This window comes from Algoriphagus sanaruensis, from assembly GCF_001593605.1.
In the GTDB taxonomy this organism is placed as follows: domain Bacteria; phylum Bacteroidota; class Bacteroidia; order Cytophagales; family Cyclobacteriaceae; genus Algoriphagus; species Algoriphagus sanaruensis.
The window spans coordinates 2,023,952-2,040,543 of record NZ_CP012836.1; the positions used below are offsets into that span (position 1 = coordinate 2,023,952).

At 42.6% G+C, this 16,592-nt stretch carries 13 protein-coding genes; 7 read left to right on the plus strand and 6 right to left on the minus strand.

Translation table 11 applies throughout. From position 1 onward, the window contains the following. Positions 1-55: 55 nt before the first annotated feature. From moaA to AO498_RS08935, 6 genes are all read left to right on the plus strand, one after another. Complete coding sequence (gene moaA, locus AO498_RS08910; protein WP_067546247.1) at positions 56-1,036, plus strand: GTP 3',8-cyclase MoaA; 981 nt, start codon at positions 56-58, stop codon at positions 1,034-1,036. Beyond that, a complete protein-coding gene (locus AO498_RS08915) occupies positions 1,036-2,220 on the plus strand; it encodes a molybdopterin molybdotransferase MoeA (RefSeq protein WP_067546249.1) in 1,185 nt (394 codons plus the stop codon). The genes moaA and AO498_RS08915 overlap by 1 nt, the downstream gene beginning before the upstream one ends. Positions 2,221-2,222: 2 nt before the next feature. After that, positions 2,223-2,957 (plus strand): sulfite exporter TauE/SafE family protein, encoded by a 735-nt coding sequence (locus tag AO498_RS08920; RefSeq protein WP_067546252.1) that lies wholly within the window; start codon positions 2,223-2,225, stop codon positions 2,955-2,957. A gap of 162 nt (positions 2,958-3,119) precedes the next feature. After that, a complete protein-coding gene (locus AO498_RS08925) occupies positions 3,120-3,359 on the plus strand; it encodes a MoaD/ThiS family protein (RefSeq protein ID WP_236778582.1) in 240 nt (79 codons plus the stop codon). 3 nt (positions 3,360-3,362) lie between these two features. Further along, positions 3,363-4,424, plus strand: a complete 1,062-nt coding sequence (locus tag AO498_RS08930; protein ID WP_067546255.1) for a HesA/MoeB/ThiF family protein — start codon at positions 3,363-3,365, stop codon at positions 4,422-4,424. Between the two features lie 3 nt (positions 4,425-4,427). After that, positions 4,428-4,874: a molybdenum cofactor biosynthesis protein MoaE gene (locus AO498_RS08935; protein WP_067546258.1), complete on the plus strand. Its 447-nt coding sequence runs from the start codon at positions 4,428-4,430 to the stop codon at positions 4,872-4,874. A 6-nt stretch (positions 4,875-4,880) separates the two neighbouring features. On the opposite strand, the gene AO498_RS08940 is transcribed toward AO498_RS08935, so the two are convergent. The 5 genes from AO498_RS08940 to AO498_RS08960 all read right to left on the minus strand — a co-directional run bounded on the left by AO498_RS08940 (position 4,881) and on the right by AO498_RS08960 (position 11,262). After that, a complete protein-coding gene (locus AO498_RS08940) occupies positions 4,881-6,677 on the minus strand; it encodes a hypothetical protein (protein WP_067546261.1) in 1,797 nt (598 codons plus the stop codon). A gap of 146 nt (positions 6,678-6,823) precedes the next feature. After that, positions 6,824-8,071 carry a peptidase C69 family protein gene (locus AO498_RS08945; protein ID WP_067546264.1) on the minus strand — a complete coding sequence of 416 codons (1,248 nt, stop codon included), beginning with the start codon at positions 8,069-8,071 and terminating at the stop codon, positions 6,824-6,826. Between the two features lie 4 nt (positions 8,072-8,075). After that, positions 8,076-9,209 carry a nitrilase-related carbon-nitrogen hydrolase gene (locus AO498_RS08950; RefSeq protein WP_067546267.1) on the minus strand — a complete coding sequence of 378 codons (1,134 nt, stop codon included), beginning with the start codon at positions 9,207-9,209 and terminating at the stop codon, positions 8,076-8,078. Beyond that, on the minus strand, positions 9,206-10,567 hold the full coding sequence (locus AO498_RS08955) for a flavin monoamine oxidase family protein (RefSeq protein ID WP_067546270.1): 1,362 nt from the start codon (positions 10,565-10,567) through the stop codon (positions 9,206-9,208). Before AO498_RS08955 ends, AO498_RS08950 begins: the two co-directional genes overlap by 4 nt. Before the next feature lie 122 nt (positions 10,568-10,689). Then, positions 10,690-11,262 (minus strand): TlpA family protein disulfide reductase, encoded by a 573-nt coding sequence (locus tag AO498_RS08960; RefSeq protein WP_067546272.1) that lies wholly within the window; start codon positions 11,260-11,262, stop codon positions 10,690-10,692. A gap of 197 nt (positions 11,263-11,459) precedes the next feature. Here AO498_RS08960 and AO498_RS08965 point away from each other — a divergent pair, with 197 nt between their 5' ends. Next, positions 11,460-13,706, plus strand: a complete 2,247-nt coding sequence (locus AO498_RS08965) for a Tex family protein (RefSeq protein ID WP_067546275.1) — start codon at positions 11,460-11,462, stop codon at positions 13,704-13,706. A gap of 73 nt (positions 13,707-13,779) precedes the next feature. Here the strand turns inward: AO498_RS08965 and AO498_RS08970 are convergent, their stop codons facing one another. Further along, on the minus strand, positions 13,780-16,545 hold the full coding sequence (locus AO498_RS08970; RefSeq protein ID WP_067546277.1) for a TonB-dependent receptor: 2,766 nt from the start codon (positions 16,543-16,545) through the stop codon (positions 13,780-13,782). Between the last annotated feature and the right edge of the window lie 47 nt (positions 16,546-16,592).

Here is a 16,592-nt window from a genome sequence, read left to right on the forward strand (position 1 = left end):
GTTGGTTTGTCTCATTTCGATTTCATTTTTCTTCAATAATCTCTAACATAGCAAGATGCTTCAAGATACTTTTGGACGTGTTCACGATTACCTGCGAATATCCCTGACGGACCATTGCAATTTTCGCTGTGCGTATTGCATGCCGGTGGAGGAAATGGAATGGATGCCTCAGTCCAAGCTGATGTCCAAAGAGGAAATTTTGGCTTTGGCTCAGGTATTTATTGGATTAGGGGTAAAAAAAATCAGACTGACCGGGGGAGAGCCTTTAGCCAGAAAGGAATTTTCTTGGATTTTGGAGCACTTGGCTCAGTTGGGAGTAGAGCTTACGCTCACTACCAATGGAGTGCTGATCCATAAGCATATTGAACAACTTAAAGCAGTAGGAGTCAGATCAGTCAATGTCTCTTGCGATACACTCAATGCTGAAAAGTTTAAAAAACTAACTCGTCGAGATCAGTTTGACCAAGTTTGGGAAAATATCAACCTACTCCTTCGGGAAGGCTTCCGAGTCAAGGTCAACGCCGTTGCTTTGCATGGATTGATTGAGGAGGAAATTTGTGATTTCGTTCAAATGACTCAAAACCTTCCTTTGCATGTCCGCTTCATTGAGTTTATGCCTTTTCAAGGAAATCATTGGTCTAGCAATCAAGTAGTGACTGCTCGAGAATTGTTGGAATTGGTGAAGGCGAAGTTTGAAGTGGTCAAATTGGAAGACAAAAAGCACGATACGGCCAAAAAATATAAGGTTCCGGGTTTCGAAGGGACATTTGCATTCATCACTACGATGAGTGAGCATTTTTGTGGAAGCTGCAATCGACTTCGGCTCACTGCGGATGGCAAAATCAAAAATTGCCTGTTTGGAAAAGAAGAATTGGATTTGCTTCAGGCCCTTAGAAATGGGGAGGACATAGAGCCTATTATTCGTCAATCTGTCACCCGAAAACATGCTGCTTTGGGTGGTCAGTTTTCTCCGGATTACCTTCAGGCCAATCCAGATGCGATTCAAAATCGAAGTATGATCAAAATTGGTGGCTGATGCTGGAATTTATATCTGTTACTCAAGTCAAATCATTACTCCAAAATAGTTCCATTCCAAGGAAATCTGAACAGGTTCCCCTTTCGGAAGCATTAGGTAGAATAACCTACAGTCCGGTGATAGCACCTATTCCTGTTCCGCTTTTTGATAATTCGGGTATGGATGGCTACGCGATTTGTTTTGCGGATGCCGGGGATAGTCGAAAAGTCGTCCACATGGTTCAAGCGGGAGCTTCCCCCTCTATTGAATGGGAAAAGGGAACAGCTGTTCGAATCTTTACCGGAGCTCCTGTTCCTAAAGGAGCAGACACCGTGATTCAACAAGAATGGGTCACCTTAGTAGGTGATCAAATCTTCTTCGATTTGGAGAAAATTACCCTTGGTATGCATGTCCGAAAAGCAGGCGCGCAATGTCACGTTGGAGAGGAGGTAATTCCAGAAAACACGCTACTGACTCCTGGATCGATTGGGCTTTTGGCCTCTTTGGGAATTACTACTGTCGAGGTAATAGCAAAGCCAAAGGTTGGGCTGATTTTGACAGGAGACGAAATCGTGGAAAGCGGAACTGAGCTTCTTCCAGGTCAAATATTCAATTCTAATGGTCCTGCGATTCAAACCTACCTGACTCAATTAGGTCTGGATTTACCTACAATTTGGAAGGTGAAAGATCAAAAAGATGAGGTAGTCCGTGTGATCCGAGAGGCCTTAAATGAAGTGGATGTTTTGCTTTTAACGGGCGGAATTTCGGTGGGAGACTTTGATTTTGTCAAACCTGCCTTGGAAGAAAATGGAGTTGATCCGGTGTTCTATAAAGTAAAGCAACGCCCCGGAAAACCCCTTTTGGTAGGAAGCAAAGGCCCTCAAATCGTTTTTGCCTTACCGGGAAATCCAGCATCTGTTTTATCCTGCTTTATTCAATATGTGAAGCCTGTCTTACTGACTTGGATGGGAGATCAAGGAGCTTGGACCAGAAAAATAGAAGTACCCCTTGCCGAGACCTTTACGAAAAAGGTGCCACTTACCTTTTTTCTCAAGGCAAAGTTAGAAAATGGAAAAGTTCATATTCTTCCCGGTCAGGAGTCTTTTAATTTGCTGCCTTTTGGAATAGCCGATGGTTTGGTGGAAATCCCTGAAGAGTTGGAAGCAATAGACAAAGGAAGTTTAGTAATATTTTACCCTTGGTAAGTATGGAAAACTGGGATTGGATTTTATATGTTCTCATGCCTTTTGCGGCATTTATGTATGCATCAGTGGGTCACGGAGGAGCGAGTAGCTACTTGATGATTTTAGCATTGATGGGCTTTGCGCCAGAAGAAATCAGGCCCTCCGGACTTATTCTGAATATGTTTGTGTCCATGATTTCCTTTTTGAATTATCGGAAAACAGGAAAATTTCCTACGAGTCTCTTTCTTTCACTGATTTTGTTTTCCATACCTGCAGCCTATTTGGGAGGTACATTGCTTTTGGAGACAGGGATTTACAAGAAAATTCTTGGCGTATTATTGCTATTTCCAGTCTTGAGATTTGCAGGAGTTTTTCCGATTTCTGAAGACCAGCGAATTGAACGGAAATGGTGGATGGGGCCTGTTTTAGGCTTTGCTATTGGTTTATTATCCGGAATGATCGGGATCGGTGGGGGAATTATTCTTTCTCCAATAATCTTGATGTTGGGATGGGCCGGTGTCAAGGAAACTGCAGCACTTAGCGCACTCTTTATCTTCCTCAATTCGGTTTCTGGATTTTTGGGAGCTTCTGTATTTCATATCGAATTTTCGACCCAACTCTGGATTTTACTTCCTTTGACGGTAGCAGGAGGGGCTTTGGGAGCCTATTTAGGGGCTAAAAAATTTAGCCCAAAGGCATTGAAGTACTTATTGGCTTTCGTTTTGGCTTTTGCGGCTGTGAAGTTGATCTTGGGTTAAAAACTCATCGTTAACTCGTAGAAGACCCAAAGAAAGCTTGATGCTAATCGCACTTAGGTGAGTCCTCTGATTTCATCTTTTCAATTTGTGAATTGATCTAGGTAAATCTGTGGGAGAAAAAACATTCTAAGCCTTAACTTGGTACCTGAATAAAATTAAACCATGTCTAACCTTATTCACATCAAAGCATTTGGAATGATTGCCGAGAAAATGGGCAAAGTGTCTCTGGAACTCGAAAATCCGGGAAGCACAGCAGCCTTGAAAAACGAGTTGTTTGCTCAATTTCCAGTGTTGAAATCCATGAAGTTTTCGCTTGCGGTAAACAAAAAGTTGGTGATGGAAGATAGTGAGTTAGCACCGGGGGTTGAAGTTGCACTTTTGCCACCTTTTTCAGGAGGATAAGTTATGAATCGATTTGAGCGTCAATATATTTTGACTGGTTTTGGAATAGACGGCCAGCGCAAACTAAAACAAGCTTCTGTATTATTAGTAGGAGCAGGGGGTTTGGGCTGTCCAGCTCTTCTCTATCTGGCAGCAGCAGGAGTTGGTAAAATTGGAGTGATTGACGGCGACATTGTCAGTATTTCCAATCTTAATCGGCAGGTGCTCTTTGGAGAAAATGACCTTGGAAAGAATAAAGCGGAGCAAGCAGTTCGCCGGCTTCAAGAGCAGTATTCTGATATTTCATGGGAAGTTTATCCGGAATTTTTAACTGTTCAAAATGCCCAAGACTTAATTGCAAACTATGATTTGATAGTTGATGGGACGGATAATTTTCCAACCCGCTATTTAATCAATGATGCTTGTGTACTTCACGAAAAGCCATTTGTATTTGGGGCGATTTACCAGCATGAAGGACAAGTCTCCGTGTTCAATTTGGGTGAAAATTCCTGCACCTATCGCGATGTTCATCCTCAAATGCCAGGTCCCGATGAGATTCCTAATTGTTCTGAAACAGGGGTATTGGGCGTATTACCCGGAATTATCGGGAATTTGATGGCTCTGGAAGTAATCAAGGTGTTAAGTGGATATGGAAACCCACTGAAAAATCGAATGCTCTATTTCAATAGCCTTAGCTCTCAATCCTACGAAGTCGAGCTATCAGTTCAGAATGCCAAACTCGGTCCGGATTCTTGGATGGAGCTGGAAAACACCGATTATCAGCAAGCTTGTGGTACAGTGAAGGAAATGTCCTGGAAAGAAGCTATGGGTAAAATGAATCAAAATGTAGCCTTTGTGGATGTGCGAGAACTCGGGGAATTACCTCCTTTGGAATGTACCGGTTTAATGAAAATCCCGATGTCACGCCTAGAGGATGAACTCGATCGGCTAGAAGACGCAGAGCAGATTTTGATTTTTTGTCAAAGCGGGATTCGAAGTCAAAAAGCTGCTCAACGACTTTCGGAGGAATATCCTGATAAAGTCATTTTTTCGATCAAAGGTGGTATCAATGCCCTAAAGTCCTAAACCATGGAAAAAGAACGTAAGCCCAAGAATATCTTTGTTCAAGGTCCGATCTCGCCTGAAAAGATTGCAAATTCGATCGCAAACCATGCGAGTAAAACTGATATCGGTGGACATTCTATTTTTCTGGGTCAGATCCGAGCTGACCAAAAACAGGAAGGGAAGGTCATCGCCATCGATTACACGGCATATGAAGAAATGGCCTTGGAAAAAGCCTTTGAAATTCGGGAAGCGATCTTTGCCAAATACCCATTGACTTGCATGCACATTTACCACAGCCTCGGCGAAATAAAGGTGGGAGAAATTTGCTTGTTCGTCTTTACTTCCTCCAAACATCGAAAAGCAGCTATGCAAGCTTGCGATGAATCGGTGGAGCGAATCAAGGCCGAATTACCCATTTGGGGAAAAGAAATCCTCGATACCGAAGGCAATGTTTGGAAGGTCAATACCTAACCAAGCCTAAAAGGATAATACAGGTCGGTAACTTTCGATTTCGGTTTGGAGCTCTTTCAACTGCTGCTTCATTTTCTCAAGAATTTCTTCCGAATCCATTTGAAGTGAGTTGACCAAATCTTGGTAATAGGCTAATCCTGCCTGAAGATTCCCTCTGAATTTTTCCAAATAGGCTTCTTGCTTGGCTGCTGTTTCTGGGATGATCTTCTGAAACTCTTTTTTAAGGTAATCCGCATAGAGTTGGGCTTCTTTGATTAACACATGGGGACGCTCAGGATCAAGGGCGAGTGCAAACTTCCCGTAAATGTGATCTACCATTTGTTTGAGACTGAATACCCCCTTGAAGTAAGCCAAATTAGGACCTGGACAAATTGTAACTGCTTTGAGATTTCTTCTTGGCGTATCACCTGCGGCTAAAATAGCCGGAGCACTGAGCCCTTCGCAGAGGCAATCCTTTTCCAGTACGGCCTGAAGTTCGTTGTAGGTTGCTTCTCCCTTTTCTGTTTGTTTGCTTTTGAGATGCTGATACTGTCTTGAAGCAGTACAAATTGGAGTTTGCGTAAACTCAGTACTGAAGCTTAGGAATTTTTTGTAGCAAGGACTTCCCGGTCTTCCTTTTTCGATTCGAGCTCTTCGTTGTTCTTCCCCGCTACTATTTCGAAGGTTGTTGAAAGGTACTCCCAAAGGAGAGGCATGACTTAAAAAAAAATCTGATTTTTTGGCTTCGATAATTCGCTGGAGGGTGTCTTCATCTACTGAAGTTGCTTCCGGCACGAGTAAAAAGGGACTACCCCAGCCTGTGCCGTCCAATTGGTAGTGCGTTCGAAGGAATGAGTCTTCCTGGGCCGTTCCGATTCCTCCTTGATAAGTGATTTTGACTGTTTCAGAATCGGTAAGAAGAGGGTAATTTTTTCCTTCTAATACTTGATTGCAGGCTGATTTGAGGGTGTCGATCAATTCTTGCCGGTTGTTTTTGAAGTCCTCCAAAATAGGCCCGATCAAGAAACCCTCTGTGGCAAAAGCATGCCCTCCGCAATTGAGTCCAGATTCGATTCGGAATTCTGAAACCCAAAGTCCTTTTTTAGCCAAAAATTTCCCTTGAATCAAGGCGGAACGGTAATCCGAAACTTTGAGGATGATTCGCTTTTTAATATTACCGGTTTCATCTGGAAAAAAGTCAGAGAACCGCTCGGCATAGGAATACAAGGCGGGATTTAGTCCAGCGGAAAAAACCACTGAAGCTTGAAGTTTGCTCGTGGCAAATCCTCTCAAAGCTGATAAAGCATCCGAATATTCACGGGGCAAAATTTCACCAGATTCGGAATAATTCAATTTGTCCACCTTCGTCATGATGTTTACATCAATTGCTCCGGGGGAAATCATCGGAAGAATTCTTTTTCGAAGGACTTCTTTTTCCTCAGTATTTGCTTCAAAATAGTGTCCCAAAAGGGCTAGAAGAGAGTGGCCATTGGGAAGTATTTGGAGGAATTGATGGAATTTTTCATCACTCTCCCAATCAGCAATTTTAAGATCATGCACTTGAAGAGCAATGATGTCGTGGACCAAGTCCAAATAAGCGGTGATCCGTTTGGCCCGATAATCCTCCTCCTGTTCAGTAATGGGGTTAAATTCCAGCTCATAGCGCTCACTATAAATTCGTCGCATGTCCTCTAAAAGAAAATCATCCATAATGGAAATGACGCTTGAAATCCCAAATTGGGCGACTTTGAGTGGGGTATCTACGGTAAAACCTAATCCCATGACGGGAATGTGAAAGGAATGAAGTGAAGCTTGATGAGGCATAAGTTGGGAAACGAATAATAGCTCGAAGCTTCAAAAATAAAAGCTCTCAAAACCGATTTTTCCCGCTTTTACCCAATAGTCAGACTGATATTTATCATGAAAAATAGTAAATGAGGCCCTTCAAGATGCAAATAAGAAAGTCAGGATTAACCAAGTTTCTCTGTTTGAATCACCTGATTTAAAATCTCACGGTACGTTTTTAAGCACTTGGATGTGAAGGATTTTAATTCATCGAGACTTGCCTCAGACTGGATTAGTCGAATTTCTTCTTCCAACCAATTCTCCTGAAGCTGATCTAAGGTTTTCCGCCAAATCGGTTGATTCTTAGTGTAATTTTTTTCTATAAGAGCATGTACTTTTTTGGCTTTCCACCAAAAACTTTCGTCTTCCTGAGCAGATGGATTGAGCAAAGAAACGACCTCAGTAGGAAAAGCTCCCAAAAAAAATGGGATATAAATACTCATGCAAGGGTGGGAACTTCCCGTCAACCAAATGGTGGAAGCTTCGCCTTTTCGAATTTCTGCCACCATACTTCCTGTCGTATCTGAGGGATTGGTAAAACCTGTGGCATGCATGCAAATACTTCCAGTGGTAGCTTTTTGAGGTGAAAAATCTTCTCGATTGTGTTGTCTAAGACCTTGAAAAAAGGCACTAATTGAAGGGTTTTGAGCTTTTTCCAAAAAAGTTAGCGTGCAGGTTTTTCGTTGATTAGCCCTTCCTGCGGTGGTAAATACAAAGTCTGAAAAGTGTTTACGGAAATTGGGTTGTTGACCTGCAAAAATCCCTTGAATCGTCCGAGGCTCGATTACAAAACTTGCTGCTTCATAGTTGGACTCGATACTTAAGGCATTGGATATAGTGCCGAATTTTTCGACCGATCGATAGGCCCATGATTTTCCTGCTGTGTCTAGGATAAAAGCATGGTTTGGATCAGCGATTAAAAAGCTGTTATGGTAATAGAAGTTCTTGTTTTGATATCCCCCACAGGCGTTTTGACCGAATTCTTCCAATAATTGGATAATGACTTGAACTGCTTCAAGTGCAGTTTTTGAGCGTTCTAGCCCTAGCCTCAACAAATCCATTCCAGTTAATCCCAAATCGGATTTGTCAAATTTTACATTGGTGAAAACCGCCTCGTTTCCTATCACTACTCCAAACTCATTGGCACCCATTTCGGCGCCCCACATTTGGAATGGCCTGGAAAGGATCACTTCAAAAGTCTCTCTGACTTGAGGAATGGTGATGAAGGTACAGGTGAGCTCCTTAGATTCTGGTTGCTTCCTAGGCACATGGGTTATGGCCTGTGCCTCCATAGGCTCCCGATCTGAGTTTTTGCCAAAAATCAGGTTTCCGGATTTAGAGAATGAAGGAAGGCAAACCAAGGTGTCGCACATGGTGTCAAAATTTGATTGCCCAAATCCCGGCCTTTTCAGCAGGTGTTAAATCCAATAATTGACCATCTCGGATCAAAAAGGGTTGTCCATCTGTTCCCAATTCCCAAAATTTCCCACGTAGAAAAACATTCATTCCAAGTTGAGCCTTGGTTTTCGAGATTTTCCCGGGCAAAGCATACTTTTCCCAGGCAGCTCTTTCGGTGATTTTTCCAATGTCTGCTTGATCAACGTCTTGAGGTTCGTCATAGCCGCTGTATCCTTGCCAAAGTTGGGACATGGTTTGGTCGCCTGTGCAATACGAAGGGACCAGAATAATTTCAACATTTCCCTCTACCGCTTTTTGATAGGCTTCGGAGTACCAACTATCGGCACAAATCAAAAGACTTGTTTTACCAATTGGGAGAGAATAGGTAGGAATATCTTCTGATGAAGTTGCAGTTAAAAAGGGCTGCTCAGATGCAATAGGATAGGCTTTTCGTGTTGCCAAACCGGTGATTTTTCCGTCTGGACCAAAAATAAACGAAACGTTTTCGAGTGGATGATCCGGTTCGATCACCAATTCTCCTTCCTCAGCTCTTGCTCCGGGAAGAATGATTGAACCAGCTGCGATGTGGGTATTGAATTTCTTGGATAGTTCGGAAAATGTGTTGTAATAAATTTTAGCCATTTTTCTGGATTTCATTCGAAATATGGCTGCTGCCGCATGGTCGGATTCTGTTCCAGTCTGAGGAAGTCGAACCAAGAATTCAAAAAGATTGCTGGCTACCATTAAGCTTAAGCCTTCCTCCAACGTTTCGGCTTCCGTTATTGATTTTTTTTCTCCTTCCAGCACCAGCCATGTTCCCAAATATTCAGGAAAAAGAACCAAACTTTTTTCCGATAGCATACCCGAGTTTGCTGCTTCTTGGAGGTAAAGCTCGATTTTGTTCTGAAAATTACTAGCAGAAAGGTAATCGGTCAGTTCCATGTAGGGCTGAACTCCCACAAGGGTCCGATCTAGCGTATCAAAGGAATTGACAAATTCGATCGTAGTAAGGTGGCTTTTGGGAATTGGTAATTCGGTATTTCTCCCTTCGTAGGACCAAATCAAGCCAACAAAAACCAATAAGATTAACACCGTGATGATCGTTCTTTTCATGATTTAGAAGAAATAGAAGAAAGTACTTTGGATGCTGCTGACTCTCCAGCCAACACCGCTCCCTCAATGTATCCATGCCAACGGGTTGCTGCTTCTGTTCCTGCAAAATGAATCTGGTCCACTGAAGTTCGGTATTCGTCTCGAAATGTAGTCCAAGCTCCTGCTGGCATCAAGGCAGCATAGCATCCTCTAGACCAAATCTCATCGCTCATCGTAAAGTCCTCATAGGTTTGGAAATTTTCAGCTTTTGACCCAAAATACCGACTTAGAGTTTCTTTCATGATGTTTTGGCGGTCATCTTTTGAATTTTTGAAAAGCGCATTCATTCTGCTGCCAACTGAAAAACCCATCATAATCCCTTTGCTTGCATCTGCCGGGGAGCAATCGTACATGGCTTGAAAGGGAGTGTTTTGGTCTGAAACAGATTGTCCTGAAAATCCCATATCCCGCCAGAAGGGTTTGTCATAGATCATAAAACATTTGGCAACAGACCCCATGGGATAATTTTCCAACATGGCTTTTTTAGATGAAGGCAGGGCTGGACTGAATTCAATTTCGTTCAAAAGTGGTGGTGGGATAGCGATGATAACTTGCTGGCAGGAAAAAGAAAAGCCTTCTCCACTCAGCTCATAGCCGTTTTCCTGCTTCTGAACGGACTTAACGGGTGAATTAAATCGAATGGAATCTGTGAAATCTGCGGCTATTTTTTCAGCCAAATGTTGCATGCCTCCAACGATTCGATCTTGTTGAGCGCCATTTTCGACATTGATCAAGCAGTCTAGAGAAGTGCCTGAACGAATGTAAAATAGGGCATGAAGTAAGGATAGCTGATCTGGATCTGAAGCGAAGATGGTGTCACATCCCACTCGAATGATAGCATACGTGTCTTCAAAGCGGGTGTTTTCTCGAAGAAATTGCTCCAAGGTTATCTTATCCCAAAGCTTGGCTTTAGGGTGGTTCCATGGGTTTTGGATATCGATGGATCTGGCTAGTCGCTCGAGTTTACGAATGATCCAATCCAGGTTGAGTAGTGCTAAAAGGCTTATTTTAGGAATGACACCACGATAGGTTTTAATTTTTTTCCGGAGATCGAGGATGTTTTTACCTTGATTGTAGGTGCCATAATATCTGACTCCATATTCATGGCAAAGCGCATACATCCGATCTTGTGTGGGACCAATCCATTGTCCACCAAAATCAAGATAGAAGTCTTCAAACTTTTTTGTGAATGTCCTTCCCCCCAAACGCCCTCGAGCTTCTAGAAGTAGAAAAGGGATTTGGTGCTCGTGAAGTTTTTTGGCGGCAGCTAGCCCCGAGAAACCTCCGCCGACAATGATTACTTCAGGGGATAAATTCATGTAGAAAAATTACTTCGATTTTGGATGAAGATCAAAAAAAGTAATTCTCAATCACCTATTTATTACCACCCGTGGATTTGTAAACAAAAGGTCATTTGGGAATTATCAATCCCTTATTTTTCTCATTGAGTCAAAAGAAAATTTCGAAATTCATCGGTGTTGAAATTGCTCATCCCTTCTTGGTAAAAAACGATTTTCCCAGCTTTGTTGACCACCAGTGTGGTGGGAATCGATTCACTTTGAAGGCTGGAGTTAAGCCCATAACTTGCATGGACTACGGGAAACCTCCAGGTTTTTCCTTCCATGAAATCTTTACTTTTTTCAAACTCCCGATCTAATCCGATCATTAAAAACTCCACATCAGGATTGTCTTTCAAGGACTTATATAATTCAGAAATATGGGGCATTTCGGCTCGGCAAGGCCCACACCAAGAAGCCCAGAGATTGATAAATACGGTCTTTCCTCGGTAGTTATTTAAATCTACAGGGTTTCCTTCCAAGTCTCTGAACTGCCCAGTGTAATTAAAATTCTGATTCGTCAAATCGACTCGTTCGAGCTTGGGTTGGATTAATCCAGTAGAAAGTAAGACAGACTGGATTGCTCCTTGGATCACCGGCAAAAGTCCTGTGAAATAGAGAAACGCGAAGAAGGCTAGAATTAGGCCCCAGGATTTAAGTTCTTTTTTCCAGTCCATTTGGAAGTACGATTTACGGGATTCACAGTAAAGGTGATGCTTCCTCAAAACTTCACCACTTTTTAATTTTCAATCTTGAGTCAAAATTACTTCCACAATTCCAGACGCTTAGTGACCCTTGGCACATTTTTACCTTTTTCTCTGACTACTCAGTCTTATCTTGCGGCTCAAATTCCAGTAAGTATTTTCAAAAATAGATGAATTACGAAAGTAAAATTGCGTCCGAATTGGGGGTGAGACCTCAGCAGGTTCAGGCAACCGTAGAATTGTTAGATGGGGGAGCTACCGTTCCCTTCATTTCTCGCTATAGAAAAGAGGCCACAGGTACTTTAGATGAGGTTCAGGTTGCTACGATTCGTGACCGAATTGAGCAGTTGCGAGAGCTGGATAAGCGACGGGAAGCGGTTCTAAAGTCAATTGAAGAACAAGGAAAACTCACTCCTGAGCTTAAGAAAGCAGTGGTGGGAGCTGAGACCATGGCAAAGCTGGAGGACATCTATTTGCCCTACAAGCCCAAGCGACGAACCAAGGCGACGATTGCTCGCGAAAAAGGATTGGAACCACTGGCGGAGCGAATTTTTACGCAAGATTCAATTGATCTTGAGAACGAAGCGCAAAAGTTTATCAGCGAGGATAAAGAAGTAAATACGATCGAAGAAGCTCTTCAAGGTGCTCGGGATATCATTTCCGAATGGATCAACGAAAACGCTGTTGTTCGAGAAAAAATGCGTAAGCTCTTTTTGGAGGAAGGTACTTTTACTTCACGAGTTATTCCTGGAAAAGAGGCTGAAGCGATCAAATACAAAGATTATTTTGACTGGTCTGAACCGATCAAATCTGCTCCTTCCCATCGAGTTTTGGCAATGAGAAGAGGAGAAAAGGAGCTTTTTCTGATGCTGGATTCTTGTCCTGAAGAAGGTTCCGCCTTGACGTTAATTGAGCGGGAAATCTTGGTAAATGCTTCAAATGCTTCAGTAGACCAAGTCAAGCTGGCGATAAAAGATTGCTACAAGCGCTTATTGAAGCCAAGTATGGAAACAGAAATTCGCCTTCTGACCAAAAAGAAAGCGGACGAGGAAGCAATCAAGGTTTTCGCGGAAAATCTCCGACAACTTCTCCTAGGAGCACCTTTGGGTGAAAAATCCGTCATGGCCATCGATCCTGGTTTCCGGACGGGTTGTAAGCTCGTTTCTCTGGGGCCACAAGGACAATTGCTCCATTACGAGGCGATTTTTCCTCACGAGCCACAGCGACAAAGCGCCGCAGCGGGTATGACGGTGAAAGGTTTGGTGGAGAAATTCTCGATTCAAGCAATCGCAATCGGAAATGGTACAGCAGGAAGGGAGACGGAAACATTTGTCAAATCCCTCGGATTACCCAAAGCGGTGGTCGTGACTATGGTGAATGAATCAGGAGCTTCGATTTATTCTGCCTCTGAAGTGGCTAGAAATGAGTTCCCAGACTTGGATTTGACGGTAAGAGGGGCAGTTTCCATTGGGAGAAGATTGATGGATCCTTTGGCTGAATTGGTCAAAATCGATCCAAAGTCAATCGGGGTAGGACAATATCAGCATGATGTAGACCAAAATGCACTGAAAAATGCGCTTGATGATACCGTAATGTCTGCCGTAAACGGGGTAGGAGTAGAAGTCAATACGGCCTCTAAAGAACTCCTAACTTATGTCTCAGGCCTTGGTCCAGTTTTGGCTCAAAATATTGTGGAGTACCGAACAGAAAACGGCCCATTTACCAGTCGTACTCAGCTTAAGAAAGTGCCAAGATTAGGAGAGAAAGCCTTTGAGCAAGCTGCAGGATTCTTGAGGATTCGTAATGCGAAGCATCCCTTGGATCGTTCGGCAGTCCATCCAGAACGGTACGAGTTAGTAGAAAAAATGGCGCAAGATCTGAAGGCTTCCGTTCAGGACTTGATGAGCTCCGAGGAGCTTCGTGCACAAATTGTATTGAAAAATTATGTTTCCGAAACAGTGGGATTGCCCACCTTACAGGATATCCTTGACGAATTGGCTAAGCCGGGAAGGGATCCTAGGGAGACCTTTGAAGTCTTCCAATTTCAAGAAGGTGTAAACTCCATGGCAGATTTAAAAATCGGAATGAAGCTTCCTGGTGTAGTGACCAATATTACTGCGTTCGGTGCTTTTGTCGATATAGGAGTGCATCAGGATGGGTTGGTTCATTTGAGCCATTTGGCAGATCGATTTGTCAAGGATCCAAAAGAGGTGGTAACTGTCGCCCAAAAAGTCCAAGTGACTGTAATGGAAGTGGATATTCCGAGAAAGCGAATCGGCCTAAGCATGAAATCAGATCCATTTGCGGAGCGAGGAAAAACAATGGCTAAGCCTCAGGCTAAAAAGTCTACCCAAGAAGAAGTAGAGGGAGATCTAGCCTCCAAGCTAGCAATGTTAAAAGGAAGGTTTGGAAAATAAATTCTGGACCGATAAAATTTAGGTTCAACAAAAAAGGCGGGTCAATATTTTGATCCGCCTTTTTGATTTCATGTTAGATTCTACCAGGTGAATCTTCTTTATACATCTCATTGTATTTGTCCTCGTCCATTCCCTTGCTAAATCTTCGGAGATTGTAAGTGAAGGAAATCATAAAATAGCGCTGAAGTACATTGGTTTGGATATCTTCAATGAAGGTCTCAGTAATGTTTCTTCTGACATTCGCATTTTGGCCAAGTAAATCATAGACCATCAGACTGACTTCACCACGCTGGTTTGCGAAGATTTTTTTACCCAAACTCATATTCACCAAGGAGAAATTATTGTCAAATCCCGCACTCAATCCAGAATTGATCTGATGGTTAAGATCAAGACGATAAATGATTCCTTCCCATATGATCCAATTCAGGTTGATACGGAATCGCTGTTGGAAGAATTTATTGTTCAGATTGGCATTTAAGGTGTTTTCTACATTATTGAAAGAAGATCTCGACCAGATGTTGAAATCAACCTGATCACTGATGCTACTATTGATCGAGAAGCCTGCACTCAAGCGTTGGGAGTTGTTGAATCCAACCAAATCATTGACTTGGCCCGGTCTGCGTGTGATTCCTGCACCAGCGTTGATATTAAACTTGGATTTGATAAAATCCATGGGCATTCCATAACTCATCCAAGATCGAAGTTCCCAATAGCCATTTAGATTTACTGGTCGATTTAATTGAGAACCTTTTTCTAAGATGATTCCATCCTGAATTTCGGTCGGTTGATCCGCAATGAAGGTACTATTGCTGATGAAATTGTCTATGAAACTCGATTGGGCAAATAGAAACCAGCTTTTGTCTGTATCCGGATTTTGGCTTCTGAAGCGAACTCGAAAATCATGGCTATAGGCCTGGTTAAGATCAGGATTTCCCGTGCGGAGTTGGAGCGGATTGGTATTGTCGATAACTGGCTGGAGTTGTCTGATCTGAGGCTCGTTAGTTCGGGTATCGTAATCGAATTGGATATTGGTAGTTGGGCTGAATTTGAATTCCATTCGTACTGTTGGAAGCACTGCAGAAAACCGTCGGTTCAATTGAAACAAGAGCGGGAATTCCTGTGCATTATCCAAGTTGGCATCCTGATATTGCACCTCAGTTTGCATTTTGAATTTCTCCCCGGCGTACTGATAGCCAAGTTCAAACTCCTGAGTAAGATAATCACTCACAAATGCATTACTCAATGCGGTGTCTAAGCGCATATTTCCAGATTGAAAATCTCCGCCTTCCACATCAAATATCAACTGATCGGAATTATTAGCTCGATTTCCTATTTCGTATTCCAGCTCCAACTGACTTTCCTGACTCAATGCTTCTGTAAAAGAGACTCCTGCTTCCCATCGATTACCGATTCGATCTCGGGTAGTACGCTGATCTATTCGCTCAATTCGTTCTTGGTCTCCTTCATAGTAGGAATTTCGGGCAATTCTATCCGATTCATCGGTATCCCATCCTCGGTGATAAATGGAACGGAAAGTAATTGTTCTTCCGGGTTTATTGAATTTGTGGCTGTAAAGGAACCGATTGAAAAAGTCAAATTCTTTGTAGTTACCAGTTCTGGAGTTTTCGACCTGATTGATCAGGTTGATCCCATCGGTAGTTTCTCCAAAAAATCCTGAATTTTCTTTTTCAAAACGGGCCGTTAATCGAGGGATATACAGAATTCGATTTTTTTCATTGGGATTGTAATCTAATCTAAGATTTGCTTCATGCTCATTGTTGACTCTAACATCCCGAGAACTTTCCGAATACTCTTGGTTAGAGGCATCTGTCGTTACAAAATCTCTAAATCGAGTGACTAGCCCTACATTTTCTCGATTGGAAAAAGTATAGCTTCCTGTGACCTTGATTTTATCCGCCCATAAATCCGTGTAATTCATACCTAGAATATTGGTCGTGACTACACCTTCCTGAGGCCTTCCATTTGCTTGGGCATTGGCATCGCTGGTGTAGTTGAGCATGTTGACATTGTTTGCCAGACCCGTGAAGGTGATTCTTCGATCTTCATTAAAAGCGTTGATACTTGCGCCTGCTAGGTAACGCTCATCACTTCCGATTCCTGCAGTGGTTTTTCCAAATTGACCTTTTCGACGGTTGGCTTTCGTAATGATGTTGATGGTCTTGAGTCGTTCACCATCATCAAAACCGCTGAGTTGTGCTTTTTCGCTTTTTTGGTCAAATATTTCAATGCTTTGGATGACTTCAGCAGGGAGATTTTGAAGTGCTGCTTGAACGTCAGTACCAAAAAACGGTTTGCCATCGACTAGAATCTGAGCAATATTTTCCCCTTGAGCTTGGAGTGTTCCTCCATCTGAAATTACTCCGGGAAGTTTTTCGATTAGGGCTTGAGCACTTGCGTCTTTCATGGTTTTGAAAGCGTCAGCATTGTAAAGAGTTGTATCACTTCGCTGTGATCCTGTAGCTCTTCTGGCAGCCACGACTACTTCGTTGAGTGCGGTAGCTTCCTCTTTTACAAAAATTGCCCCTAAATCTAGGTTTTGATTAACCCGTACCTGCTTGAAATAATTCTGGTATCCTAAGTATTGAATCTTAAACAAATAATCTCCATTGCGCACACCTGTAAGTTCAAATTCCCCATCCAAATCTGAGATTGTTCCGGATACTTGCGCGGAGTCTGAAACCGTCAATAGAAGTACATTGGCATAGGGGATAGGATCATTTTTTCCAGATTCCAAAATCTTCCCTTTCACGTTAAAAGTCTGAGCTTGCACCAGTCCACAACCAAGCCACACAAAAACTAAAGCAAATAAATATTTCATTCCTCAGGTTATCATTTCGACGACTCTCTAAAGTTTGGAGTCTTACT